This window comes from Streptomyces sp. NPDC093111, assembly GCF_040683955.1.
GTDB lineage: Bacteria > Actinomycetota > Actinomycetes > Streptomycetales > Streptomycetaceae > Streptomyces.
This window is the reverse complement of the sequence record NZ_JBFBNW010000003.1, coordinates 344632-366742: the sequence shown is the minus strand read 5'-3', so window position 1 is coordinate 366742 and position 22111 is coordinate 344632. Positions and strand designations below refer to the sequence as shown.

23 protein-coding genes and 1 riboswitch are annotated in these 22111 nt (G+C 73.5%); of the genes, 13 read left to right on the top strand and 10 right to left on the bottom strand.

What is annotated here, in order from left to right:
• The first annotated feature begins 104 nt into the window (after window positions 1–104).
• From AB0Q96_RS06485 to AB0Q96_RS06470, 4 genes are all read left to right on the top strand, one after another.
• The gene (locus tag AB0Q96_RS06485; protein WP_365322262.1) at window positions 105–1238 is read left to right on the top strand and encodes an ArsA-related P-loop ATPase; all 1134 of its coding nucleotides are present in this window, start codon (window positions 105–107) and stop codon (window positions 1236–1238) included.
• A gap of 51 nt (window positions 1239–1289) precedes the next feature.
• Complete coding sequence (locus tag AB0Q96_RS06480) at window positions 1290–1721, top strand: DUF5304 domain-containing protein (RefSeq protein WP_365322260.1); 432 nt, start codon at window positions 1290–1292, stop codon at window positions 1719–1721.
• A 66-nt stretch (window positions 1722–1787) separates the two neighbouring features.
• Window positions 1788–2729, top strand: coding sequence for an ROK family glucokinase (locus AB0Q96_RS06475; RefSeq protein WP_365322258.1), 942 nt, complete (start codon window positions 1788–1790; stop codon window positions 2727–2729).
• A gap of 78 nt (window positions 2730–2807) precedes the next feature.
• Window positions 2808–3596 carry an endonuclease/exonuclease/phosphatase family protein gene (locus tag AB0Q96_RS06470; protein ID WP_365322256.1) on the top strand — a complete coding sequence of 263 codons (789 nt, stop codon included), beginning with the start codon at window positions 2808–2810 and terminating at the stop codon, window positions 3594–3596.
• 198 nt (window positions 3597–3794) lie between these two features.
• On the opposite strand, the gene AB0Q96_RS06465 is transcribed toward AB0Q96_RS06470, so the two are convergent.
• Entirely contained in the window at window positions 3795–4481 is a 687-nt protein-coding gene (locus tag AB0Q96_RS06465; protein ID WP_365322254.1) for a hypothetical protein, read from the bottom strand.
• Window positions 4474–5256, bottom strand: a complete 783-nt coding sequence (locus AB0Q96_RS06460; protein ID WP_365322252.1) for an alpha/beta fold hydrolase — start codon at window positions 5254–5256, stop codon at window positions 4474–4476. Before AB0Q96_RS06460 ends, AB0Q96_RS06465 begins: the two co-directional genes overlap by 8 nt.
• Window positions 5257–5477: 221 nt before the next feature.
• Between AB0Q96_RS06460 and AB0Q96_RS06455 the strand changes: the two genes are divergently transcribed.
• The 5 genes from AB0Q96_RS06455 to AB0Q96_RS06435 all read left to right on the top strand — a co-directional run bounded on the left by AB0Q96_RS06455 (window position 5478) and on the right by AB0Q96_RS06435 (window position 10314).
• Window positions 5478–6224: a lysophospholipid acyltransferase family protein gene (locus tag AB0Q96_RS06455; RefSeq protein WP_193384176.1), complete on the top strand. Its 747-nt coding sequence runs from the start codon at window positions 5478–5480 to the stop codon at window positions 6222–6224.
• A gap of 34 nt (window positions 6225–6258) precedes the next feature.
• A complete protein-coding gene (locus AB0Q96_RS06450; protein ID WP_365322250.1) occupies window positions 6259–7488 on the top strand; it encodes a DUF5931 domain-containing protein in 1230 nt (409 codons plus the stop codon).
• A 23-nt stretch (window positions 7489–7511) separates the two neighbouring features.
• Window positions 7512–8159 carry a response regulator transcription factor gene (locus tag AB0Q96_RS06445; RefSeq protein ID WP_365322498.1) on the top strand — a complete coding sequence of 216 codons (648 nt, stop codon included), beginning with the start codon at window positions 7512–7514 and terminating at the stop codon, window positions 8157–8159.
• A gap of 82 nt (window positions 8160–8241) precedes the next feature.
• A complete protein-coding gene (locus AB0Q96_RS06440; RefSeq protein WP_365322249.1) occupies window positions 8242–9231 on the top strand; it encodes an ATP-dependent 6-phosphofructokinase in 990 nt (329 codons plus the stop codon).
• A 75-nt stretch (window positions 9232–9306) separates the two neighbouring features.
• On the top strand, window positions 9307–10314 hold the full coding sequence (locus AB0Q96_RS06435; RefSeq protein WP_365322247.1) for a 2-hydroxyacid dehydrogenase: 1008 nt from the start codon (window positions 9307–9309) through the stop codon (window positions 10312–10314).
• A 19-nt stretch (window positions 10315–10333) separates the two neighbouring features.
• On the opposite strand, the gene AB0Q96_RS06430 is transcribed toward AB0Q96_RS06435, so the two are convergent.
• Window positions 10334–12214, bottom strand: a complete 1881-nt coding sequence (locus AB0Q96_RS06430) for an anthranilate synthase family protein (RefSeq protein ID WP_365322245.1) — start codon at window positions 12212–12214, stop codon at window positions 10334–10336.
• A gap of 105 nt (window positions 12215–12319) precedes the next feature.
• A complete protein-coding gene (locus AB0Q96_RS06425) occupies window positions 12320–12376 on the bottom strand; it encodes a trp operon leader peptide (RefSeq protein ID WP_365322496.1) in 57 nt (18 codons plus the stop codon).
• Window positions 12377–12467: 91 nt separating this feature from the next.
• On the opposite strand from AB0Q96_RS06425, the gene AB0Q96_RS06420 reads away from it, so the two are divergent.
• Entirely contained in the window at window positions 12468–13820 is a 1353-nt protein-coding gene (locus AB0Q96_RS06420; protein WP_365322243.1) for a class II 3-deoxy-7-phosphoheptulonate synthase, read from the top strand.
• Window positions 13821–13942: 122 nt separating this feature from the next.
• Complete coding sequence (locus AB0Q96_RS06415) at window positions 13943–14179, top strand: (2Fe-2S)-binding protein (RefSeq protein WP_365322241.1); 237 nt, start codon at window positions 13943–13945, stop codon at window positions 14177–14179.
• A 7-nt stretch (window positions 14180–14186) separates the two neighbouring features.
• On the opposite strand, the gene bfr is transcribed toward AB0Q96_RS06415, so the two are convergent.
• Entirely contained in the window at window positions 14187–14663 is a 477-nt protein-coding gene (gene bfr / locus AB0Q96_RS06410) for a bacterioferritin (RefSeq protein ID WP_132915621.1), read from the bottom strand.
• A 186-nt stretch (window positions 14664–14849) separates the two neighbouring features.
• Between bfr and AB0Q96_RS06405 the strand changes: the two genes are divergently transcribed.
• Entirely contained in the window at window positions 14850–15482 is a 633-nt protein-coding gene (locus AB0Q96_RS06405) for a sulfite oxidase-like oxidoreductase (protein ID WP_365322239.1), read from the top strand.
• A gap of 169 nt (window positions 15483–15651) precedes the next feature.
• Here the strand turns inward: AB0Q96_RS06405 and AB0Q96_RS06400 are convergent, their stop codons facing one another.
• The 5 genes from AB0Q96_RS06400 to thiO all read right to left on the bottom strand — a co-directional run bounded on the left by AB0Q96_RS06400 (window position 15652) and on the right by thiO (window position 20657).
• Window positions 15652–16500, bottom strand: a complete 849-nt coding sequence (locus tag AB0Q96_RS06400) for a deoxyribonuclease IV (RefSeq protein ID WP_365322237.1) — start codon at window positions 16498–16500, stop codon at window positions 15652–15654.
• A 6-nt stretch (window positions 16501–16506) separates the two neighbouring features.
• Window positions 16507–18399, bottom strand: a complete 1893-nt coding sequence (gene pknB / locus AB0Q96_RS06395) for a Stk1 family PASTA domain-containing Ser/Thr kinase (RefSeq protein ID WP_365322235.1) — start codon at window positions 18397–18399, stop codon at window positions 16507–16509.
• A gap of 93 nt (window positions 18400–18492) precedes the next feature.
• Complete coding sequence (locus AB0Q96_RS06390) at window positions 18493–19293, bottom strand: thiazole synthase (RefSeq protein WP_365322234.1); 801 nt, start codon at window positions 19291–19293, stop codon at window positions 18493–18495.
• A gap of 3 nt (window positions 19294–19296) precedes the next feature.
• On the bottom strand, window positions 19297–19497 hold the full coding sequence (gene thiS, locus AB0Q96_RS06385) for a sulfur carrier protein ThiS (protein WP_365322232.1): 201 nt from the start codon (window positions 19495–19497) through the stop codon (window positions 19297–19299).
• On the bottom strand, window positions 19494–20657 hold the full coding sequence (gene thiO, locus AB0Q96_RS06380; RefSeq protein ID WP_365322230.1) for a glycine oxidase ThiO: 1164 nt from the start codon (window positions 20655–20657) through the stop codon (window positions 19494–19496). Before thiO ends, thiS begins: the two co-directional genes overlap by 4 nt.
• Window positions 20655–20767: riboswitch (TPP riboswitch) on the bottom strand. Its footprint overlaps the gene before it by 3 nt.
• Window positions 20768–20849: 82 nt before the next feature.
• Here thiO and AB0Q96_RS06375 point away from each other — a divergent pair.
• On the top strand, window positions 20850–22106 hold the full coding sequence (locus AB0Q96_RS06375) for an FAD-dependent oxidoreductase (RefSeq protein WP_365322229.1): 1257 nt from the start codon (window positions 20850–20852) through the stop codon (window positions 22104–22106).
• Window positions 22107–22111: the final 5 nt, after the last annotated feature.

The window sequence follows — 22111 nt, the reverse complement described above, 5'->3', positions numbered from 1 at the left end:
GCCGGACGGCGGCCTCGCGGGCGCCTCCGCTCCCCTCCCCGCGCCCGGGCACCCTCCCCGCACCTGCCCCGCCCACGGCGAACGGCGCCCGGTACGGTCGCCCCATGCGGATCATCCTCGTCACCGGAACCGGCGGAGCCGGACGCACCGCGGTAGCCACGGGCACGGCCCTCGCCGAGGCGAAGGCGGGCAGGCGCGTCCAGCTGGTGTCGGCGGACGCCGACCCCGCCTGGGCGACCGCCGTGGACACCCTGCGCCTCCTCACCCCCGACCCCGCCGCCGACTTCCGCCGGGAATTCCTCGCCCTCCAGTCCCGCTCCACCACCGCCCTCGACCTCCTCGGCACCACCCCCTTCGAGGACGCCGAGCTCACCGAGCTCCCCGGCAGCGCCCAGTTCGCCCTGCTCAGGGCCGTACGGGACGCGGCGGCCACCGACGCGGACCTGGTCGTCGTCGACCTGCCCCCACTGCGCGAGGCCCTCGCCCTGCTCGCCCTGCCCGAGCAGCTGCGCCGCTACCTGCGCCGCCTGCTGCCCCCCGAGCGGCAGGCCGCCCGCGCGCTGCGCCCCATGCTCGCCCAGCTCGCCGGCGTACCCCTGCCCGCGCAGTGGCTGTACGAGACCACCGCCCGCTGGGAGGCGGAGCTCGCCGCCGTGCAGGACGTCGTCGACTCGCCGCGCACCGGCGTCCGGCTGGTCGTCGAGCCCGGACCCGACGCCTCCGAGGCCCTGCGCACCGCCCGCCTCGGCCTCGCCCTCCAGGGCCTCGCCCTCGACGCCGTCGTCGCCAACCGGGTGCTGCCCGCCGACTCCGCCGACCCGTGGTTCGCCGCCCTCGTCGCCGAGCAGCACCGGCACCTCGCCGCCCTGCGCGAGGAGCACCCGGCCGTGCGGGAACTGCCGCACCTCGGCCGCGCGCCCCGGGGCCCCGAGGACCTGGCCCTACTGGCGGTCGAGGACCCCGCCCCCGCCGCCGCGCCCGGCTGGCGGGTCGAGGACCGGCGCGAGGCGGACGGCATCCTGGTCTGGCACGTCCCGCTGCCCGGCGCCGTCAAGGACGGCCTCTCGCTGGTCCGCCGCGGCGACGAACTGCTCCTGACCGCCGGACCGTTCCGCCGCAACGTCCCGCTCCCCGCCGTCCTGCGCCGCTGCACCGTCACCGGCGCCGGACTCGTCGAGGGCGACCTCCGGATCCGCTTCACCCCCGACCCCGGACTGTGGCCGAAGGCTGCTCCCTGAGCCCCCGCGAGGCGTGTACCGTCGACGGTAGGAGAACCTGAGGAGTACGCCATGAGCGATGGGGACGCCTGGGCCAAGGCCTGCGCCGAGGACCTGGAGGCCGAGAAGGCCCGCCGCCGCGCCGAGCGCGGCGAGGAGACCGGCACCCCGGCCGAGGAGTTCCGCAAGCTGTTCGAGGCCGTCGCCGGGAAGTTCTCCGGCACCCTCGGCGGCTCCCTCCTCGGCGGCCAGGCCGCCGAGACCGTCCAGCAGGTCGTCCACCAGGCGAAGGCCCTCGTCGAGCCGGTGATCGAGCGCAACCCGGAGGTCTTCGACCACCTCGCCGCCGCCGGCAACGAACTCCTCGCCGCCTACCGCTCGGCCGTCCAGGGCCACGAGACCCGCTGGACCCGCGGCGACACCAGCGGTACGGAACCGGGGGATCCGCGCGACGAGGGCCGCGACGAGGGCCCGGGCGCCGGGCAGCACATCGATCTGGACTGATCGGGAGCGCCCTCCCCCTCGGGTACGGTTGGCCCTAGCGGGGCTCGACCGAAAACTGAGGGACTAATGGGACTCACCATCGGCGTCGACATCGGCGGCACGAAGATCGCGGCCGGCGTGGTCGACGAGGACGGCAAGATCCTCGACACCCACACCGTGCCCACCCCGCCGACGCCCGAGGGCATCGTCGACGCGATCAGCGCCGCGGTCTCCGAGGCCGGCAAGGGGCACCAGATCGAGGCCGTCGGCATCGGAGCCGCGGGCTACGTCGACGACAAGCGCGCCACCGTCCTCTTCGCGCCGAACATCGACTGGCGGCACGAGCCGCTGAAGGACAAGGTCGAGCAGCGGGTCGGCCTCCCCGTGGTGGTGGAGAACGACGCCAACGCCGCCGCCTGGGGCGAGTACCGCTTCGGCGCCGGGCAGGGCCACGAGGACGTCATCTGCATCACCCTCGGCACCGGCCTCGGCGGCGGCATCATCATCGGCAACAAGCTGCGCCGCGGGCGCTTCGGCGTCGCCGCCGAGTTCGGCCACATCCGGGTCGTCCCCGACGGCCTGCTGTGCGGCTGCGGCAGCCAGGGCTGCTGGGAGCAGTACGCCTCCGGCCGCGCCCTCGTGCGGTACGCGAAGCAGCGCGCCGCCGCCACCCCCGAGAACGCCGAGGTGCTGCTCGGGCTCGGCGACGGCACGCCCGAGGGCATCGAGGGCAAGCACATCAGCCAGGCCGCCCGCGCGGGCGACCCGGTCGCCATCGACTCCTTCCGCGAACTGGCCCGTTGGGCCGGAGCGGGCCTCGCCGACCTGGCCTCGCTCTTCGACCCGTCGGCGTTCATCGTCGGCGGCGGCGTCTCCGACGAGGGCGAGCTGGTCCTGGACCCGATCCGCAAGTCCTTCCGGCGCTGGCTGATCGGCGGCCAGTGGCGTCCGCACGCCCAGGTGCTCGCCGCGCAGCTCGGCAACAAGGCCGGCCTCGTCGGCGCGGCCGACCTGGCCCGCCAGGGCTGAGCCCCGGCGGGCCACCCCGCGCGTCCGTGCCCGTCGTGCCCTCTGGGGCGCGGCGGGCACCGCGCCTATCGTGGGGCCATGGCGACCGGTGCGAACACCTCGATCAGCGAGCTGCCCAAGTCCCGTACGGAACCCGACGGTTCGGCCGTCGTCCGGGTCCTGTCCTACAACATCCGCTCGATGCGCGACGACGAGGACGCCCTCGCCCGGGTCATCCGGGCCTGCGCCCCCGACCTGGTCCTCGCCCAGGAGGCCCCGCGCTTCTTCCGCTGGCGCAAGCACGCGGCCCGGCTCGCCGCGAAGAGCGGACTCGTCGTCCTCTCCGGTGGAGCCACCGCCGCCGGACCGCTCCTGATGTGCTCCCTGCGGGCCACCGTCGAACGCACCGAGGACGTCCTCCTCCCGCTCACCCCCGGCCTCCACCGGCGCGGCCTCGCCACCGCAGTGGTCCGCTTCGGCGGCGCCCGGGTCGGACTCGTCAGCTGCCACCTGAGCCTGCGGGCCGACGAACGCTACGCCCAGGCCGGCCTGGTCCTCGACCGGGTCGCCGCCCTCGGCACCCCGCACGCCATCGTCGCCGGCGACCTCAACGAGGGCCCCGCCGGACGCGCCTTCGGCCGCCTCACCGAGGAACTCCGCGACGGCTGGGCCACCAGCCCCTGGGGCGCCGAACACACCTTCCCCCCGGCCGATCCCCGCCGCCGCATCGACGCGATCCTCACCACCCCGGACATCGACGTCCTCACCTGCGGCGTCCCCACGGACCTGGACCCCCACGACCTACGAACGGCGACGGACCACCTGCCGGTGCTGGCGGTGGTCCGTATCCCTGCGATCCGCGCGGAGCGGCCGGCCCCGCAGGTCTGAGCGGGAGCCGGACCCGGCGGACGGAGTCCGCCGCAGCCTTCCCGAAGCCCGTGAGGCGCCCCGGCGCCGAGCGGTGCGAGGGGGGGCGTGAGGAAGGCTCAGCCCACCTGCCGGTACTGGCGGTGGTCCGTATCCCTGCGATCCCTGCGATTCCCGCGATCCCCGAGGAGCCGCCGGCCCCGGCGTACCCCTGAGGGGCTACACGACCGCCCCGCGCCCCGGGTCGTCGAAGCCGTCCTCGTCCTCGTCGTCGTGCTTCATCCGGGCCACCAGCGTCACGAAGCCGCCCAGGAAGCCGCCCACGCACAGGGTGGTCAGCCACCAGGTCATGTCCCACTGGAGCAGCACCGCGAGCAGCAGCAGGATCGGACCGCCCACCACCGCGAGCCAGGCGAACTTGGTCGTCGTGTCGGCCTCCGGCAGCGGCGGCGGCTCCGGCGGGACGAAATGGCCCTCGTCGGAGTCGTCAGCGCCCTTGCGGCCCTTGCCCTTGCCGCCCTCCGGCGCCTCGTCCGGATCGGCCACCGAGTAGTCGCGCGGGCCGACGCTCACGCCCGGCGCGAAGACGATCGACGAGCCGAGCGCGGGCCGCCCGGCCCCCTCGGAGCCACCGCCCCCGCCGTCCGTGTCGTCCGCGTGCTCTTCGGTGCCTTCGGCACCCTCGGCGCCCTCTTCCCCGGCGGCCGGCTTCCTGAACTTGTCCGGCTTCACCGCCGCCCCGCCGTCCTCGGGCATCGGCGGCAGCGCCAGGTCCTCCACCGGCCGGAACGGCCTGGTGCCCGGCGGGTCCACCGGCTCCTCGCCGTACCCAGCGACGATCGCGGCCCAGGCCGCCTCCTCGTCGATGGGCTGCGGCTCGCGCTCCCCGTCCTGCTGCTCAGCCACCGCTCGCGCTCCCCTTCTCGCCGACGAGTTCCGGAGCGAGCCGGGACACGAACGCCCAGCTCTCATCGAAGATCCGCTCCGCGTCGTGGTCCAACGTCGCCACGTGGTAGCTCTGTTCCAGCAGGACCTCCTTCACGTCCGTCGACGAGACCCGGCTCAGCACGCGCGCCGAGTCCACCGGCGGCACCACGTGGTCCTGCGGGCTGTGCAGCAGCACCATCGGCTGCGTCACCTGCGGCAGCTCCGCGTCCACGACCTGGAAGAAGCGCCGCAGCGAGTGCGCCGCGTGCAGCGGCACCCGGTCGTAGCCGACCTCGGCCGCGCCCGGCTTCGCGATGTCGCTGGCGATGCCCTTGGTCGACGGCACCAGGTGCCGGACCACCGGCAGCGCCTTCGCGGCCAGGCCGTGCACCTTGTTGCCCGGGTTGACCAGGACGATGCCGCTGACCGCCTCGCCGTGCCGCGCCGCGAGCCGCAGGGTCAGCGCCCCGCCCATCGACAGGCCCATGACGAAGACCCGCTCACAGCGGGCGGACAGCTCGCGCAGCGCCTGGTCGACCTCCGCGTACCAGTCCTCCCAGGTGGTGAGCTGCATGTCCTGCCAGCGCGTGCCGTGCCCGGGCAGCAGCGGCAGCGACACCGTGAGGCCGCGCGCGGCCAGATACTCGGCCCAGGGGCGCAGCGACTGCGGGGAACCGGTGAATCCGTGACAGAGGAGTACGCCGACCTCTCCGCCCTCATGGCGGTACGGCTCGGCTCCAGGAAGGACCGGCACGGGGTCTCCTGTTCGGGTTCGACTTCGGGCCCGGCTCTCGCGGACACCCGAAGCGGCGACGGAAAGGGGAAGGCTTTCACCGTACGCGACCGGACCGACACCGACCAGGGCCGTTCGCACGAAGGAGCACGCCGGCCCGGTGCGCCCGGGCCGCCCGCGGCGGTCCGGGCGGGCCCGTACGGGATAAAGTCGTCGTGACGGCACACGGAAGGCATGGCGAGTTGATCTACGGCGCAATGAAGTTCTCGATCGGCGGGTCCCTGAAGCTCGCCTTCAGGCCCTGGGTGGAGGGCCTGGAGAACATCCCCGCCGAGGGGCCTGCGATCCTCGCGAGCAACCACCTGTCCTTCTCGGACTCCTTCTTCCTGCCCGCGGTCCTCGACCGCAAGGTGACCTTCATCGCCAAGGCCGAGTACTTCACCACCCCCGGCGTCAAGGGCAAGCTGACGGCCGCCTTCTTCAAGGGCGTCGGCCAGCTCCCGGTGGACCGCTCCGGCGCCCGCGGCGCGGGCGAGGCGGCGATCAAGGCCGGCATCGAGGTCATCGAGGGCGGCGGCCTCTTCGGCATCTACCCCGAGGGCACCCGCTCGCCCGACGGGCGCCTCTACCGCGGCAAGCCCGGCGGCCTCGCCCGCGTGGCGCTCGCCACCGGCGCCCCCGTGATCCCCGTCGCCATGATCGACACCGAGAAGATCCAGCCGCCCGGCAAGGTCGTCCCCAAGCTGATGCGCCCGGGCATCCGGATCGGCAAGCCGCTCGACTTCACCCGCTACCAGGGCATGGAGGGCGACCGCTTCATCCTGCGCTCGGTCACGGACGAGGTCATGTACGAGATCATGAAGCTGTCCGGCCAGGAGTACGTGGACATCTACGCGACCGCCGCCAAGCGGCAGATCGCCGATGCCGAGAAGGCCGCCAAGGAGGCCGTCAAGGCCGAGATCGCGGCACGGGAAGAGTCCGGCGCCTGACCCTCTGCGAGGGGAGTGCCCAGGGGTGGGGAAGATGGCCAGGCGCGAACGGGTCGTGCGTATGTCGGTCGAGCAGCCGCTGTGGCGCGCGCTCACCGCGTACCGCGTCCTGACGATGGTCTACGCGGTCCTGCTCTTCGCCTTCGGGCACGGCCGCTACGAACGGCCCTGGGTGGCGGTCGGCTTCCTCGCCGTCATGTGCGTCTGGACCCTCGCCACCCTCCCCAAGGTGGCGAGCGCGGTCGCCTGCACCCGGCGCTTCCTGGTCGCCGACCTCGCCCTCGCCCTCGTCGGCATCCTGCTCACCCCGCTCGCCGACGAGCAGGCCCGGACGATGGACGGCACCACCCTCCCCTCCATATGGACGGCGGGCGCCGTCCTCGCGTACGCGATCAAGGGCGGCTGGCGCTGGGCGGGCTTCGCCTCCTCCTTCGTCGCCGTCGCCAACATCGTCGAGCGCGGCCACCCGAGCCGCGACACCCTGCACAACGTGCTGCTCGTCTGGGTCGCCTCCATCGCCATCGGGTACGTGGTCGAGGTGGCCCGCGCCTCCGAGCGCACCCTCGCCCGCGCCCTGGAGATCGAGGCCGCGACCCGCGAGCGGGAGCGGCTCGCCCGCGACATCCACGACAGCGTGCTCCAGGTCCTCGCCATGGTGCAGCGGCGCGGCACCGCGCTCGGCGGCGAGGCCGCCGAGCTGGGCCGGATGGCCGGCGAGCAGGAGGTCGCCCTGCGCACCCTGGTCGCGGGCGGGCTCATCCGTACCTCGTACGTCTCCGAGGACGAGTCCGAGGGCGCGGTCGTCCGGGTGGTGGAGGAGCCCGACGACGAGGATCCCGCCGCCGAGCTCGACCTGCGCACCCTGCTCCTGCCCCGCGCCGGGGCACGGGTGACCCTGTCCGACCCGGGCACCCCGGTCCTCCTGCCGGCCCCGGCCGCCCGCGAACTGGCCGCCGCCGTCGGCGCCGCCCTGGACAACGTGCGGGTGCACGCGGGGGAGGACGCCCGGGCCTGGATCCTGGTCGAGGACTGGGGCGACGAGGTGATCGTGACGGTCCGGGACGACGGCCCCGGCATCCCCGAGGGCCGGCTCGCCCAGGCCTGGGGCGAGGGCCGGATGGGCGTCGCCCTGTCCATCCGGGGCAGACTGCGGGACCTCGGCGGCAACGCCGAGCTGATCTCGGTCCCGGGCCAGGGCACCGAAGTGGAACTGAAAGTCCCGCGGGCACCGCGGGAGCGGCGGGGGAAGGCGGGAACGAAGTGAGCGAGCAACAGCGGATCAAGGTGATGGTGGTCGACGACCACCCGATGTGGCGGGACGCGGTCGCCCGCGACCTGGCCGAGGCGGGCCTCGACGTGGTGGCCACCGCGGGCGACGGCGAACAGGCGGTGCGGCGCGCGGCGGCGGCCTGCCCCGACGTCCTGGTCCTCGACCTGAACCTGCCGCTCAAGCCGGGCGTCCAGGTCTGCAAGGAGCTCGTCGGCGCCGACCCCCGGCTGCGGGTCCTGGTGCTCTCCGCGAGCGGCGAGCACGCCGACGTCCTGGAGGCGGTGAAGTCCGGCGCCACCGGCTACCTGCTGAAGTCGGCCAGCACCGAGGAGCTGATCGACGCCGTGCGCCGCACCGCCGTCGGCGACCCGGTGTTCACGCCGGGCCTGGCGGGCCTGGTCCTCGGCGAGTACCGGCGGCTCGCCTCCGAGCCGCTCCCGGCGGCCGGCGGCGACGAGCCGAAGGCGCCGCAGCTGACCGAGCGGGAGACCGAGGTGCTGCGCCTGGTCGCCAAGGGGCTCAGCTACAAGCAGATCGCCGAGCGGCTGGTCATCTCGCACCGCACGGTGCAGAACCACGTCCAGAACACCCTCGGCAAGCTGCAGCTGCACAACCGCGTCGAGCTCGTCCGGTACGCCATCGAGCGTGGCCTCGACGACGCCTGATTCACTCGGTTCGCCGTGTCGGGGGGACCCGGCCCACCACTAGCGTGGGCCGCATCCCCCCACGTACGGCGAAGGAGTGCCCATGCACGTCGGTGTGCTGACCGGCGGCGGCGACTGCCCCGGGCTCAACGCGGTGATCCGAGCGGTCGTCCGCAAGGGCGTCCAGGAGCACGGCTGGAGCTTCACCGGCTTCCGCGACGGCTGGCGCGGGGTCGTCGAGGGCGACACGGTCCCGCTGGACGTGCGGGCCGTCCGCGGCATCCTGCCGCGCGGCGGCACCGTGCTCGGCTCCTCCCGGACCGACCCCTTCGGCGTCCCCGACGGGGTGCGGCGGATCGGGGAGCAGCTGGCCAAGCGCCGGGCCGACGCGCTGATCGCCATCGGCGGGCGCGGCACCCTCGCGATCGCCGCCCGGCTGCACGCGGAGCACGGGGTGCCGTGCGTCGGCGTCCCGAAGACCATCGACAACGACCTGTCGGCCACCGACTGGACCTTCGGCTTCGACACCGCCGTCGGCATCGCCACCCAGGCCATCGACCGGCTGCACACCACGGCCGACTCCCACCGGCGGGTCCTCGTCGTGGAGGTGATGGGCCGGCACACCGGCTGGATCGCGCTGCACGCCGGACTGGCCGGCGGGGCCAACGTCATCCTCGTCCCCGAGCAGCGCTTCGACCTCGACCAGGTCTGCGCCTGGGTCGCCTCCCGCTTCGAGGCCACGTACGCCCCGATCCTCGTCGTTGCCGAGGGGGCGCGGCCCCGTGACGGCGCCCCGGTGGAGGGCTCGGTGGGGGTGTGGCTGGCGGCCGCGATCGAGCGGCGCACCGGCAAGGAGGCCCGCACCACCGTCCTCGGGCACGTGCAGCGCGGCGGCAGCCCGAGCGCCTTCGACCGCTGGCTGGCCACCCGGTTCGGGCTGCACGCCGTGGACGCCGTACGGGACGGGGCGCACGGCACGATGGTCGCGCTGCGCGGCACGGAGGTGGTCCGGGTGCCGCTGGCCGCCGCCACCGCCCGGCTCAAGACGGTCGACCCGGCGCTGTACGCGGAGGCGGGCGTGTTCTTCGGCTGAGGGCGGGAGGCCGGGAGAGCCCGTATATTCGCTCCCGTAATCAGACATATGCGGCGCAATCCCCGGAGGGGCCCCGTGGAGATCCTGGCATTCGGTGTGCAGGCGGACGAGAAGCCGCTGATCGAGCGGGCCTTCGCGGGGCACCACGAGGTGCGCTGCCTGGACGTCTTCCTCACCGAGGACACCGCCCCCATCGCCGTCGGCTACGAGGTCGTCTCGACCAGCGTCAACGCCCAGCTGAACCACCGGGTCCTGCAGGCCCTCGCGGCCGGCGGGACCCAGATGATCGCCCAGCGCTCCACCGGCTTCAACAACATCGAACTCGACGTGGCCGAACGGCTGGGCCTCACGGTCGCCCGCGTCTCCTACTACTCGCCCTACTCCGTCGCCGAGTTCGCCTGGACCCTTGCGATGGGCGTCAACCGGCGGATCGTCCGCGCCTCCAACCGCACCCGGGACTTCGACTTCCGCCTCGACGGACTCATGGGCCGCGACATGCGCGGGCGGACGGTCGGCGTCCTCGGCACCGGCAAGATCGGCGAGGCGTTCACCCGGATCGCCCACGGCTTCGGCATGAACCTGCTCGGCTGGGACGTCGCCGAGAACCCCGCCTGCCTCGCACTCGGCATGAAGTACGTGGAGAAGGAACGGCTCTTCGCCGAGTCCGACCTGATCAGCCTGCACGTGCCGCTGCTCCCGGCCACCCACCACATCATCGACGCCGCCGCGCTCGGCATGATGAAGGACGACGCCATCCTGGTGAACTCCAGCCGCGGCGGCCTCGTCGACACCGAGGCCCTCGTCCGCGAACTGCGCGCGGGCCGCTTCACGGGCGTCGGACTCGACGTGTACGAGGCGGAGGCCGGGCTGTTCTTCCTCGACAAGTCCCTGGAGGTCGTCGAGGACGACACCCTGGCCCGCCTGGTGACCTTCCCCAACGTGGTGGTCACCTCCCACCAGGCCTACTACACGGTCGACGCGGTCGGACAGATCATCGACACCACGGTCCAGAACGTCCTCAACTACATCGCGGGGCGGCGCGACGAGAACGTCCTGGTACCGAAGATGCCGACGACGCCGTAGCGCCCGGCGCCCCGACGCCCTAGACGAGCACGCCCGCGAGGAGCGAGGCGGTCACGGCGGCCCCCTCCGTCGTCAGGACCGACTCCGGGTGGAACTGCACGCTCGCGAAGCCCGGCCCGCGCAGCGCGTGCACCTCGCCGGTGTCCGCGTCCCGGCTCACCTCGATCCGGTGCAGCGCCAGCTCGGTCGCCGCCCGCTCGTCGCACCGCGCCGTGAAGCTGTTGTAGAAGCCGACCGTCCGCTCCTGCCCGAACAGGTCGATCCGCACCTGCGCGCCCTGGAACGGGACCCGCTTGCGGACCAGCTCCAGGCCCAGTTCGGCCGCGATCAGCTCGTGGCCCAGGCAGACCCCGAGCAGCCCGTGCCGGTGCCCGCGCAGGAGATCCGCGGTGAGCCCGCGCAGGAACCGCATCTTCGGGTCGGCCGCGTCCGCGGGGTCGCCGGGACCGGGCCCGAGCACCACCGGTCCCTCGTGCGCCAGCGCCAGCTCGCGCAGCCCCGGCTCGTCGTAGCGCAGCACCGACACCTCCAGGCCCGAGGACCGCAGCAGGTGCGCCAGCATCGCCGTGAAGGTGTCCTCGGCGTCGACGACCAGGGCGTGCCCCGACAGCTCCGCCGACCGGTCCTGCATCTTCAGCCAGAACGGCGCCAGGTCCGCCCGGCGCGCGTCCAGCGCCGCCCGGACCCGCGGGTCCTCCGCCAGCCGCGGCCCCGCCGCGCCCGGCTCGGCGGGGCGCCCCTCGCGCACCCCGAGCGCGGTCAGCACGCCCGCCGCCTTGGCGTGGGTCTCGGCGACCTCGCCCGCCGGGTCGGAGTGCCGCACCAGGGTGGCGCCGACCGGGACCCGCAGCCGCCCTTCGGGCGAGATGTCGGCGGTCCGGATCAGGATGGGGGAGTCCAGGGTCTGCGTGCCGTTCCCGTCGGTGCCGAGCAGGGCCAGCGCCCCCGCGTAGTAGCCGCGGCCGCCGACCTCGTGCCGCTCGATCACCCGGCAGGCGTTCTGCACCGGGGAGCCGGTGACGGTCGCCGCGAACATCGTCTCGCGCAGCACCTCGCGCACGTCGAGCGAGGACCGGCCGCGCAGCTCGTACTCCGTATGGGCGAGATGCGCCATCTCCTTCAGACGGGGTCCGATCACCACCCCGCCCCGGTCGCCGACGGTGCACATCATCTTCAGCTCCTCGTCGACCACCATGGAGAGCTCCTCGGTCTCCTTGCGGTCGGAGAGGAACGACAGCAGCTGCTCGGCGGTCGGCGCGGCCCCCGACGGGTAGCGGAAGGTGCCGCTGATCGGGTTCATCACGACCGTCCCGCCGGACATCCGCACGTGTACCTCGGGGCTCGCCCCGACCAGCGTCCGGTCCCCGGTGTGCACCACGAAGGTCCAGTACGCGCCCCGCTCGCCCGCGAGCAGCCGCCGGAACAGGGCCAGCGCGTCGGCCCGCCCGAAGCCGGGGATCTCGCCGGTGTAGGTGCGCCGGATGACGAAGTTCGCGCCCTCGCCGGCGCCGATCTCCTCGTCGATCACCCGCCGCACGATCCGCCCGTACTCCTCGTCGCCGACGTCGAACCCGCCGCCCTCGACCCGTACGTCATGGGCCGGGAGCCCGTCCAGGACCTCGGCGAGCGGCAGCTCGTACGCCTCCTCGGCGACCAGGACGGAGAGCGGGGTGCCGTCGTCGCGCACCTCGAAGCCGCGCTCGCGGATCTGCCGGAACGGCACCAGCGCCAGCGTCGGCCGCTCGCCCACCGGCAGCTCGGCGAGCCGCCCGGCCTCGTGCACCGGGCCGATCAGCACCTCGACGGTGTCGTGGTCCCGGCCCGGGGTGCGCCGGCGCAGCAGGGCGAAGGGCGGGCAGGAGTCGTCGAGGAGACGGGGGAGGAGCAGGGGGAGGTCCATGGCGGTTCGTTCCTTCCGATGGGGCTCGGATGCGGGAGGAACGGCCTCGGGACACGAGAAAGGCCGCCCTCGGGCGGCCTTCGCGTGGTTTCTGTGTACGCGCAGTCAGTGGGCCGCCGGATGAGCGGTCCACCACCAGTTCTGGTTCGTCTGCGTGAACATGGCGCCGATCGTAGCGCATGACCCGGATCACACCCGTCTCATCCATCGGTCACTGGCGTGGACGCGGCCTCCGGCACCGTACTGTGGTGGCGTGACCGTGAACGCTGATACCCACGCCGTCGCCAAGGCGACCTGGCGAGACCTGCCCGCGGCGCAGCAGCCCGAGTACCCCGATGCCGAGGCTCTGCGCGACGTCGTCGCGGAGCTCCAGAGCTATCCCCCGCTCGTCTTCGCGGGCGAGTGCGACCAGCTGCGCGCCCGGATGGGAGCCGTCGCCCGTGGCGAGGCGTTCCTCCTCCAGGGCGGTGACTGCGCCGAGGCCTTCGACGCCGTGTCCGCCGACCACATCCGCGCCAAGCTGAAGACGCTGCTCCAGATGAGCGCCGTCCTGACCTACGCGGCCTCCGTGCCCGTGGTCAAGGTCGGCCGCATCGCCGGGCAGTACTCCAAGCCGCGCTCCAAGGGCACCGAGACCCGCGACGGCGTGACCCTGCCGACCTACCGCGGCGACTCCGTCAACGGCTTCGACTTCACCGAGGCCGCCCGGATCCCGGACCCCGAGCGCCTGAAGCGGATGTACCACGCCTCTTCGTCGACGCTGAACCTGGTCCGCGCCTTCACCACCGGTGGCTACGCCGACCTGCGCCAGGTGCACGCCTGGAACCAGGACTTCGTGAAGTCGTCCCCGTCGGGCCAGCGCTACGAGGCGCTCGCCCGCGAGATCGACAACGCGCTGAACTTCATGAAGGCCTGTGGCACCGACCCGGCCGAGTTCAAGGCCGTGGAGTTCTACGCCTCGCACGAGGCGCTGCTGCTCGACTACGAGGGCGCGCTGACCCGTACGGACTCGCGGACCGGCAAGCTGTACGACACCTCCGGCCACATGGTCTGGATCGGTGAGCGCACCCGCCAGCTGGACCACGCGCACGTCGAGTTCGCCGCGCGGATCGCCAACCCGATCGGCATCAAGCTGGGCCCGACGACGACCCCGGAGGAGGCGCTCACCTACATCGACCGCCTCGACCCCGACCGCGAGCCGGGCCGGCTGACCTTCATCGTCCGCATGGGCGCCGACAAGGTCCGCGACAAGCTGCCCGAGCTGGTCGAGAAGGTCACCGCCTCGGGCGCGACCGTGGCCTGGGTGACCGACCCGATGCACGGCAACACCTTCGAGGCGGCCTCGGGTCACAAGACCCGTCGCTTCGACGACGTGCTCGACGAGGTCAAGGGCTTCTTCGAGGTCCACAAGGAGCTCGGCACCCACCCCGGCGGCATCCACGTGGAGCTGACCGGCGACGACGTCACCGAGTGCGTGGGCGGCGGCGACGAGATCTTCGTCGACGACCTGCACCAGCGCTACGAGACGGCCTGCGACCCGCGCCTCAACCGCAGCCAGTCGCTCGACCTCGCCTTCCTGGTCGCGGAGATGTACCGCGATCAGTAAGGAGCTTCCTACGACGATGGGGCGCGGATCCATGTGATCCGCGCCCCATCGTCGTATCCGGGTCTTTTACGGCCCGGGACCGCCGGGTAAGGTTAGGTTAGCCTTATCGATCCCGGCGGGAGGTGAACCGCGTGTACGTCTGCTCATGCTTCGGTGTCACGGAGAAGCAGGTCAAGGACCACGCGGAGGCCGGCGCCTGCACGCCCCGCCAGATCGCCTCGGCCTGCAAGGCCGGCACGGACTGCGGTTCGTGCGTGAAGCGCATCCAGGCCCTCCTCGGGCGCGGCAACTGCCCGCGGCGCGAGCTGGTGGACCAGGGCATGCCGGCCCTGGCGGCCGACCTGTCCGAGGCCGCCTAGCCCCCGCTCAGCTCGGCTGCTCGATGAGCGTCGAGCAGTAGAGCGCCTCGCCGAGCTGCTCGATCAGCTCCAGCTGGGTGTCCAGGTAGTCGATGTGGTGCTCCTCGTCGGCCAGGATCTCCTCGAAGAGGTTGGCCGAGGTGACGTCCCCCTTGGCCCGCATGACCTCGATCCCGCGCCGCAGCCGGTCGATCGCCTCGACCTCGACCTGACGGTCCGCCTCGAACATCTCCTTGACCGTCTGGCCCACCCGGACATGGAAGAGACGCTGGTAGTTGGGCAGGCCGTCGAGCATCAGGATGCGCTCGGTCAGCTTGTCCGCGTGCTTCATCTCGTCGATGGACTCTTCGCGGGTGTACTTGGCCAGCTTGGTCCAGCCCTTGTTGTCCTGGATGCGGTAGTGCAGCCAGTACTGGTTGATCGCGGTGAGTTCGCCGGTCAGCTGCTCGTTGAGGAACTCGAGGACCTCGGGGTCGCCCTGCATCGCTTCAGGATCCTTCCACCTATGTAACCGCCGCCACTGGGCAGGATGGCCGCATCCTCGCAGCGCGCATGGGTGGCGTCCAGTAAGTGCAGGCTTACTGTGAGTTGTCCCGAACGCCTGAATGTCGCACGATGTCGGGCGGTCACTGGTCATGACCACCCCTCGCCGTCTGTCACCATGGATGACATGGGTCAGCCGGAGGGCGGAGTACGCCGGGAAGCAGGAGCGACGGATCTTCCGCCGGGGCAGCGTCTCCAGCGCGGCTGGCCGGTCACCCACTACGGCCCCGTGCCGCGCTTCAAGCCGGAGCGCTGGGAGTTCCGGGTCTTCGGGGCGACCGCCGACGGCGACAAGCACTGCTGGAACCACGAGGAGTTCTCGGCGCTGCCCTTCGGCTCCGTCGTGGCCGATCTGCACTGTGTGACGAAGTTCAGCATGCTCGGATCCGAATGGGGCGGGATCCCCGCCCGCACGATCCTGGAGCTCGCCCCGCCCGCGCCGGGCGTCACGCACGTGATGGTCTGGGCGGAGTACGGCTACAGCGCCAACATGCGGCTGGCCGACTTCGCCGCGGAGAGCACGATCTTCGCCACCCACAAGGACGGCGAGCTGCTCACCGCCGAGCACGGCTTCCCGCTCCGGCTCGTGGTGCCCCACCTGTACGCCTGGAAGGGCCCGAAGTGGGTGCGCGGCGTGGAGTACATGGCCGCCGACCGGCGGGGCTTCTGGGAAGAGCGCGGCTACCACAACATCGGCGACCCGTGGACGGAACAGCGCTACTCGTACCAGGAGGAGCCGGGCGACGGCCCCGAGCTCTAGGCCGTCTCTTCCGGATCTTGCCGGGCTCGCGGCGCCCGGCACGCGCGCTCGCCGCGTTGTCGTCGGTCGTCGATGCTCCGCATGGACTCCCTCCTCCGCCTTGCGAGCGCACGCACCGGACACCGCTCCCTGATCCAGCCTGATCCGGAAGAAACGGCCTAGTCGTTCCTCACCGCAGCTTCTTCAGCAGTTCCACGTCCGCCCGGTGCCCTTCGGGGCCGCCCGGCGTCTCGATGATCAGCGGCACGCCGTCGGTGGCCGGGTGGCTCAGCAGATGCCCGAAGGCCTCCTGGCCGATGTGCCCCGCGCCGATGTTCGCGTGCCGGTCCTTGCGCGCGCCCACGACGTCCTGGGAGTCGTTGGCGTGGATCAGTTTCAGCCGGCCCTCGCCGACCACGTCGACCAGCGCGTCGAGGGTCTGCGCCGCGCCGTACGGGCCGGTCAGGTCGTGCCCGGCGGCGAAGATGTGGCAGGTGTCGAGGCAGATGCCCAGCTTCGGGTGGTGGTCGAGCGCGTCGAAGTACGGTCCGAAGTCCTCCGCCCGCGAGCAGAGCGAGAAGCCCTGCCCGGCGGTCGACTCCAGGAGCAGGAACGGGTCGTCCTCGTGGGTCAGCTCGTCCAGCAGCGGCAGCATCCGCTCGCGGACCTGCGCGAGCGCCTCCGCGCGCGGACGTCCGCCGGTCGCCGAGCCGGTGTGCACCACCACGCCCTTGGCGCCGATCTCCCGGCCGCGCCGCAGCGAGTGCCGCATCGACTCCACGGACTTCTCCACCGTGGCCTCGGTGTGCGAGCCGAAGTTGATCAGGTACGGGGCGTGCACCCACGCCGACAGGCCCTCGGCCTCGCAGCCGGCCCGGAACAGCTCGTCCTGGGCCGGGTTGCCGACCGGGGTGGCCCAGCCGCGCGGGTTGGCGACGAAGACCTGCACGGTCTCGGCGCCGAGCTCGCGCGCGTAGCCCAGACCGGTGGTGGCGAGGCCGCCGGCCACGGGGACGTGTCCGCCGACGGGGTTGCGCATGAGTCTCTACAGTCCCTTGATCGTGAGCGTGATGGTGGAGCCCTCGGCGGCGGTGGAGCCGCCCTCGGCGGACTGGCCGGTGACCGTGTCGCCGAGGAAGGGGAAGGTCTTCGCGATCTTCACCTCGAAGCCGGCCGACTCCAGCTCGGCACGGGCCTCGTCGGTCTTCATGTCGACGACGTCCGGCACCTCGACCATCCGCGGCCCCTTGGAGACGGTGAGGGTGATCGTGTCGCCCTTGGCGGCCCGGCTGCTCTCGGCGAGGGACTGCGCGGCGACGGTCCCGGCGTCCTCGGGCGAGTTGATCCGCTCCGGGGCCACCGTCACCGTGAGGCCGGCGTCCTGGAGCGTGGCGGTGGCGTCGGCGACCGACTCGCCGGTGACGTCCGGGACCTCGATCGGCGTGCCCTTGCTGACCACCAGGGCGATGGCCGAGTCCGGGGCGCGCTCGGTGCCGGGCTCCGGGTCGGAGCTGATGACGGCGCCCTGCGCGACGGCCTGGCTGAAGGCGTACGTGACCACCCCGGGCGCGAGTCCCTCGTCGGTCAGCCGCTTCCTGGCGTCGGCCAGCGGGACGCCCTTCAGGTTCGGGACCTTCACGATCTCGGGGCCCCGGGAGACGGTCAGGACCACCGTGCCGTTGCCGCGGATGCGCTCGCCGGAGCCGGGGTCGGTGGCCATCACCGTGCCCCGCTCGTACACGTCGCTGAACGCGCGCCGGGTCGCGCCCACGTCGAGCCCGGCGTCGGCGAGGCGCCGGGTGGCCTGCGCCTCGCTCTGGCCGAGGACGGCGGGGACCCGGGTGAACTGGCCCGAGTTGATGTACCAGACCCCCGCCCCGACGCCCAGGGCCAGCAGGACGGCGGCGACGATCAGGAACGGCCCGCGGGGCGCCGTCCGGCGCCGGGACGCCGGGGGCGCGGGCGGCGGGGTCGGCAGCAGGCTGGTGTGCTCCACCGGCTGGGGGAGCAGGCGCGGGATGACGCTGGTGCGGTCCTCGGCGCCGGAGCGCTCCGGCGCGTGCGCCCGCGGCGGCACGGCGTCCAGCTGCCCGTCGTCGAGCCCGGCGCGGGCCTCGCGGAGCAGCGCGAGCAGCGCGACCGCGTCGTACGGCCGCAGGTCAGGGTTGCGGGCCGTGGCGCCCGCCACCAGGTCGTCCAGCTCCGGCGCGAGCCCCGGGAAGGCGGCGGACGGCGCCGGTACGTCGGTGTTCAGGTGCTGGTAGAGCACCTGGGCGGGGGTGTCCCCGGAGTGCGGCTTGGCGCCCGTCAGCATCTCGTACAGGACGACCCCGCAGGCGTACACGTCGACGCGGGTGTCCGCGGTGCCGTGCTCGATCTGCTCCGGGGCGAGGTAGGAGACGGTGCCCAGGACCGCGCCGGTGGTGTCGGTGGCCGAGCCCACCGCCCGTACGAGACCGAAGTCGGCGACCTTCACCCGGCCGTCGTCCCCGATGAGGACGTTCTCCGGCTTCATGTCCCGGTGCACGAACCCGGCCCGGTGGGCGGCGCCGAGCGCGGCCAGCACCGGCTCCAGGATGTCGAGGGCGGCCCGGGGCGAGAGCGCCCCGCGCTCGCGCAGCACGTCACGGAGGGTGCACCCGGCGACGTACTCCATCGCCAGGTACACGTAGGCGCCGTCCGCGCCCTGGTCGAAGACCCCGACGACGTTGGGGTGCGCCAGGCGCGCGACGGACTTGGCCTCGCGCATGAACCGCTCCACGAACGCGGCGTCGGTGGCGAGGTCCGGGTGCATCACCTTGAGAGCGAGCACCCGGTCGAGACGGGTGTCGACGGCCCGGTAGACCGTGGCCATCCCGCCGACGGCGATGCGCGCGTCGACGCGGTAGCGGCCGTCGAGCAGCCGCCCGACGAGGGGGTCCTGAAGGGTCGTGTCCACGGCGTCGAGTCTACGAGCCGCGTACGGGCCCGCCGCCCGCGTCGGCCGCTCTGCAGCGCGGTTGTGACGCGGGCGACCCCCGGTCCGCGCCGGTCAGGCCCCGAACGCCGGCCGCTCCGGGTCCAGCCGGGCGCGGCCCTCGTGCGGCGAGGAGGCCTCGGCGAAGCGGCGGCGGGGGATGCGGCCCGCGCGGTGGGCGAGGCGGCCCGCCTCCACCGCGTGGCGCATCGCCTCGGCCATCAGGACCGGCTCCTGGGCCCGGGTCACCGCGGAGGCCAGCATCACCGCCGAGCAGCCCAGCTCCATCGCCAGGGCCGCGTCGGAGGCCGTCCCGGCGCCCGCGTCCAGGATCACCGGCACCCCGGCCCGCTCCACGATCAGCTCGAAGTTGTGCGGGTTGCGGATGCCGAGCCCGGAGCCGATCGGCGAGCCCAGCGGCATGATCGCCGCGCAGCCCACGTCCTCCAGCTTCTGGGCGAGGACCGGGTCGTCGTTGGTGTACGGCAGCACGACGAAGCCGTCGTCGACCAGGGTCTCGGCGGCGTCGAGCAGCTCGATCGGGTCGGGCAGCAGGGTCCGCTCGTCGGCGATGACCTCCACCTTGATCCAGTTCGTGCCGAGCGCCTCCCGGGCCAGCCGGGCGGTGAGCACGGCCTCGCCCGCGGTGTAGCAGCCCGCGGTGTTCGGCAGCACCCGGATGCCGAGCCGGTCCAGGACGGACAGCACCGAGCCGCGCACCGTCGGGTCCAGGCGCCGCATGGCGACCGTGGTCAGCTCCGTGCCGCTGGTGACCAGGGAGCGTTCGAGCACGTCGAGGCTGGGCGCCCCGCCGGTGCCCATGATCAGGCGGGAGGAGAACTCGGTGTCGCCGAGCGCGAAGACGTCGTCGGACACGGCTCAGCCCCCCTGGACGGCGGTGAGGACCTCGACCCGGTCGCCGTCGCCGAGCAGGGTCGCGGCCCACTGGCTGCGCGGCACGACCGCCTCGTTGACGGCGGCGGCCACCCCGGCGGGGGCGACGGTGAGGGTCGCGACGAGGGCGTCGAGGGAGAGGGGATCCGCGAGCTCGCGGGGCTCTCCGTTCACGGACACGTTCACGCGTGCTCCAGGTGTGCGGGGGAGAAGCGGCGGGCGGTGAAGGGGCGGGCCTCGTCGGGCAGCGCCCCGGTGGTCAGGGCCTCGGCCATGACGTCGCCGGTGACGGGGGTCAGCAGCACCCCGTTGCGGTAGTGGCCGGTGGCCAGGTGCAGGCCGGGCAGCGCGCTCGGGCCGAGCAGCGGCGCGTTGTCGGGGGAGGCGGGCCGCAGTCCGGCGCGGGTCTCGGTGAGCGGCAGCTCGGTGATGCCGGGCACCAGCTCGTGCGCGTCGCGCAGCAGCTCGTACACGCCGCCCGCGGTGACGGTGGTGTCCCAGCCGAGTTCCTCGCTGGTCGCGCCGACCACCAGCTCGCCGTTCTCGCGCGGCACCAGGTAGACGTGGCTGCCGCGGACGACCGCGCGGACGGTGCGGGACAGGAACGGCGCGTACGCGGGCGGCACCCGCAGCCGCAGCACCTGCCCCTTCACCGGCCGGACCGGCGGCAGCACCCGCTCCGGCACGCCGGCCAGCCGGCCGCTCAGGCTGCCGGCCGCCAGCACCACCTGGTCCGCCGCCAGCTCCTCGCCGCCGGCGAGGACGGCGCCGCGGGCCCGGTCCCCGACGACCGTGAGCCGCTCGACGAGCGTCCGGTGGAACACCACCCCGGCCCGCTCGCAGGCCACGAGCAGCGCGTCGGCGAGCCGCCGCGGATCGACCTGGTGGTCGCCGTCCACCCGCAGCCCGCCCCGGACGCCCGGGGCCAGCATCGGCTCCAGGCGGCGGCACTCGCGCCCGTTCAGCCACTCCGAGGCGAGCCCGCAGCGGGTCTGCAGGGCGTGCAGCTCGCGCAGATGGGCCCGGTCGTCGGCGTCGAGGGCGACGGCGAGGGTGCCGCAGGCGCGGTAGCCGACGTCGTGGCCGGTGGCCTCGGCGAGTTCGGCGACGAACGCGGGGTAGCGGCGGGCGGAGTCGAGGTTGAGCCCGAGCAGGGTCTCCTCGCCGAAGTGCAGTTCGGTGACGGCGGCCAGCATGCCCGCCGCCACCCGGGCGGCGCCGCCGCCCGGTTCGGGGTCGGCCACGGCGGTGCGCAGGCCGCACTGGGCGGCCCGCCAGGCCGTGACCAGGCCGATGATGCCGCCCCCGATGACGAGGACGTCGGAGGTACCGCGTGTACGCGACATGGGCGTCCAGCCCCTCCCTTCGCCGGCATGACCCGGATCAGGTTCGTACGGTCGGAGGCCGGACAGCCTCCCTCTCAGCCCGGTGCGTCCGGGCTCCCGCGAGTGCTTTACGGCCGCCACACTAGCCGCAGGGCGCGGCCCGCCGCAGGCCCCTCCCTTCCTGACGGTCCGTCAGATGCGTAAGGTGGGCGGGTGAGCGAGCAGAAGCAGACCCAGCGGCCCACCGAACGGAACGTCGTGATCGTCGGCGCCGGAATGGCGGGCGTCCAGACCGCCGTCGCCCTGCGCGAACAGGGCTTCACCGGACCCGTGACCCTCATCGGCGCCGAACCCCACCAGCCCTACGACCGGCCCCCGCTCTCCAAGGCGGTCCTCCTCGGCACGGCCGAGGGCTCCGCCTTCGACATCGACTTCGAGTCCCTCGGCATCACCCTGCGCCTCGGCGTCGACGTCACCCGGCTGCGCCCCGCCGACCACGAGATCGACACCGAGGCCGGCCCCGTCGCGTACGACACGCTGGTCCTCGCGACCGGCGCCCACCCGCTCACCCTGCCCGGCACCGAGGGGGTGCCCGGCGTCCACCTGCTGCGCACCCTCGACGACGCCATCCGGCTGGGCGGCGTCCTGGAGGGCCGCCACGACGTCGTGGTCGTCGGCGCCGGCTGGATCGGCGCCGAGTTCGCCACCGCCGCCCGCGCGGCCGGCTGCGCCGTCACCGTCGTCGAGGCCGCCGACCGCCCCCTCGCCGGCGCCCTGCCCGCCGAGGTCACCGCCCCCATGACCGCCTGGTACGCCGAGAACGGCGCCGAACTGCGGCTCAACGCGCGCGTGGCGGGCGTCGAGAAGGGGCGGGTGGTCCTCGCCGAGGGCGCCGACCGCTCCGGCGAACGGGCCGAGCTGCCCGCCGACGCCGTCGTCGTCGGCATCGGCGCCCGCCCCGCCACCGGCTGGCTCGAAGGCTCCGGCATCGCCCTCGACCCGAGCGGCGCCGTCACCGCCGACGACCGGCTGCGCAGCTCCCTGCCCGACGTGTACGCGGTCGGCGACTGCGCCTCCTTCCCCTCCGCCCGCTACGGCGAGCGGCTCCTCGTCCACCACTGGGACAACGCCCTCCAGGGGCCGCGCACGGTCGCCGCCGACATCCTGGGCCGGGTCGCCGGGGAGCCCGCGCCGTACGACCCGGTGCCCTACTTCTGGTCCGAGCAGTTCGGCCGCTTCGTCCAGTACGCCGGCCACCACGCCGCCGCCGACACCCTCCTGTGGCGCGGCGACCCGGCCGACGGGTCCTGGACCGTGCTCTGGCTCCAGGACGAGGTGCCCGTCGCCCTGCTGACCGTCAGCCGCCCCCGCGACCTCGCCCAGGGGCGCCGGCTGATCGAACGCCGCACCCCCCTCGACCCGGCCAAGGCGGCCGACCCCTCCGTCCCCCTGAAGGCGGCAGTCAGGTAGGCCCG

Excerpts from the sequence above, each read along its gene's own strand:
- AB0Q96_RS06485 (WP_365322262.1), top strand. The coding sequence starts at position 105 with ATGCGGATCATCCTCGTCACCGGAACCGGCGGAGCCGGACGCACCGCG.
- AB0Q96_RS06480 (WP_365322260.1), top strand. The coding sequence starts at position 1,290 with ATGAGCGATGGGGACGCCTGGGCCAAGGCCTGCGCCGAGGACCTGGAG.
- AB0Q96_RS06475 (WP_365322258.1), top strand. The coding sequence starts at position 1,788 with ATGGGACTCACCATCGGCGTCGACATCGGCGGCACGAAGATCGCGGCC.
- AB0Q96_RS06470 (WP_365322256.1), top strand. The coding sequence starts at position 2,808 with ATGGCGACCGGTGCGAACACCTCGATCAGCGAGCTGCCCAAGTCCCGT.
- AB0Q96_RS06450 (WP_365322250.1), top strand. The coding sequence starts at position 6,259 with ATGGCCAGGCGCGAACGGGTCGTGCGTATGTCGGTCGAGCAGCCGCTG.
- AB0Q96_RS06445 (WP_365322498.1), top strand. The coding sequence starts at position 7,512 with ATGGTGGTCGACGACCACCCGATGTGGCGGGACGCGGTCGCCCGCGAC.
- AB0Q96_RS06440 (WP_365322249.1), top strand. The coding sequence starts at position 8,242 with ATGCACGTCGGTGTGCTGACCGGCGGCGGCGACTGCCCCGGGCTCAAC.
- AB0Q96_RS06430 (WP_365322245.1), bottom strand. The coding sequence starts at position 12,214 with ATGGACCTCCCCCTGCTCCTCCCCCGTCTCCTCGACGACTCCTGCCCG.
- bfr (WP_132915621.1), bottom strand. The coding sequence starts at position 14,663 with ATGCAGGGCGACCCCGAGGTCCTCGAGTTCCTCAACGAGCAGCTGACC.
- AB0Q96_RS06405 (WP_365322239.1), top strand. The coding sequence starts at position 14,850 with ATGGGTCAGCCGGAGGGCGGAGTACGCCGGGAAGCAGGAGCGACGGAT.
- AB0Q96_RS06400 (WP_365322237.1), bottom strand. The coding sequence starts at position 16,500 with ATGCGCAACCCCGTCGGCGGACACGTCCCCGTGGCCGGCGGCCTCGCC.
- thiO (WP_365322230.1), bottom strand. The coding sequence starts at position 20,657 with ATGTCGCGTACACGCGGTACCTCCGACGTCCTCGTCATCGGGGGCGGC.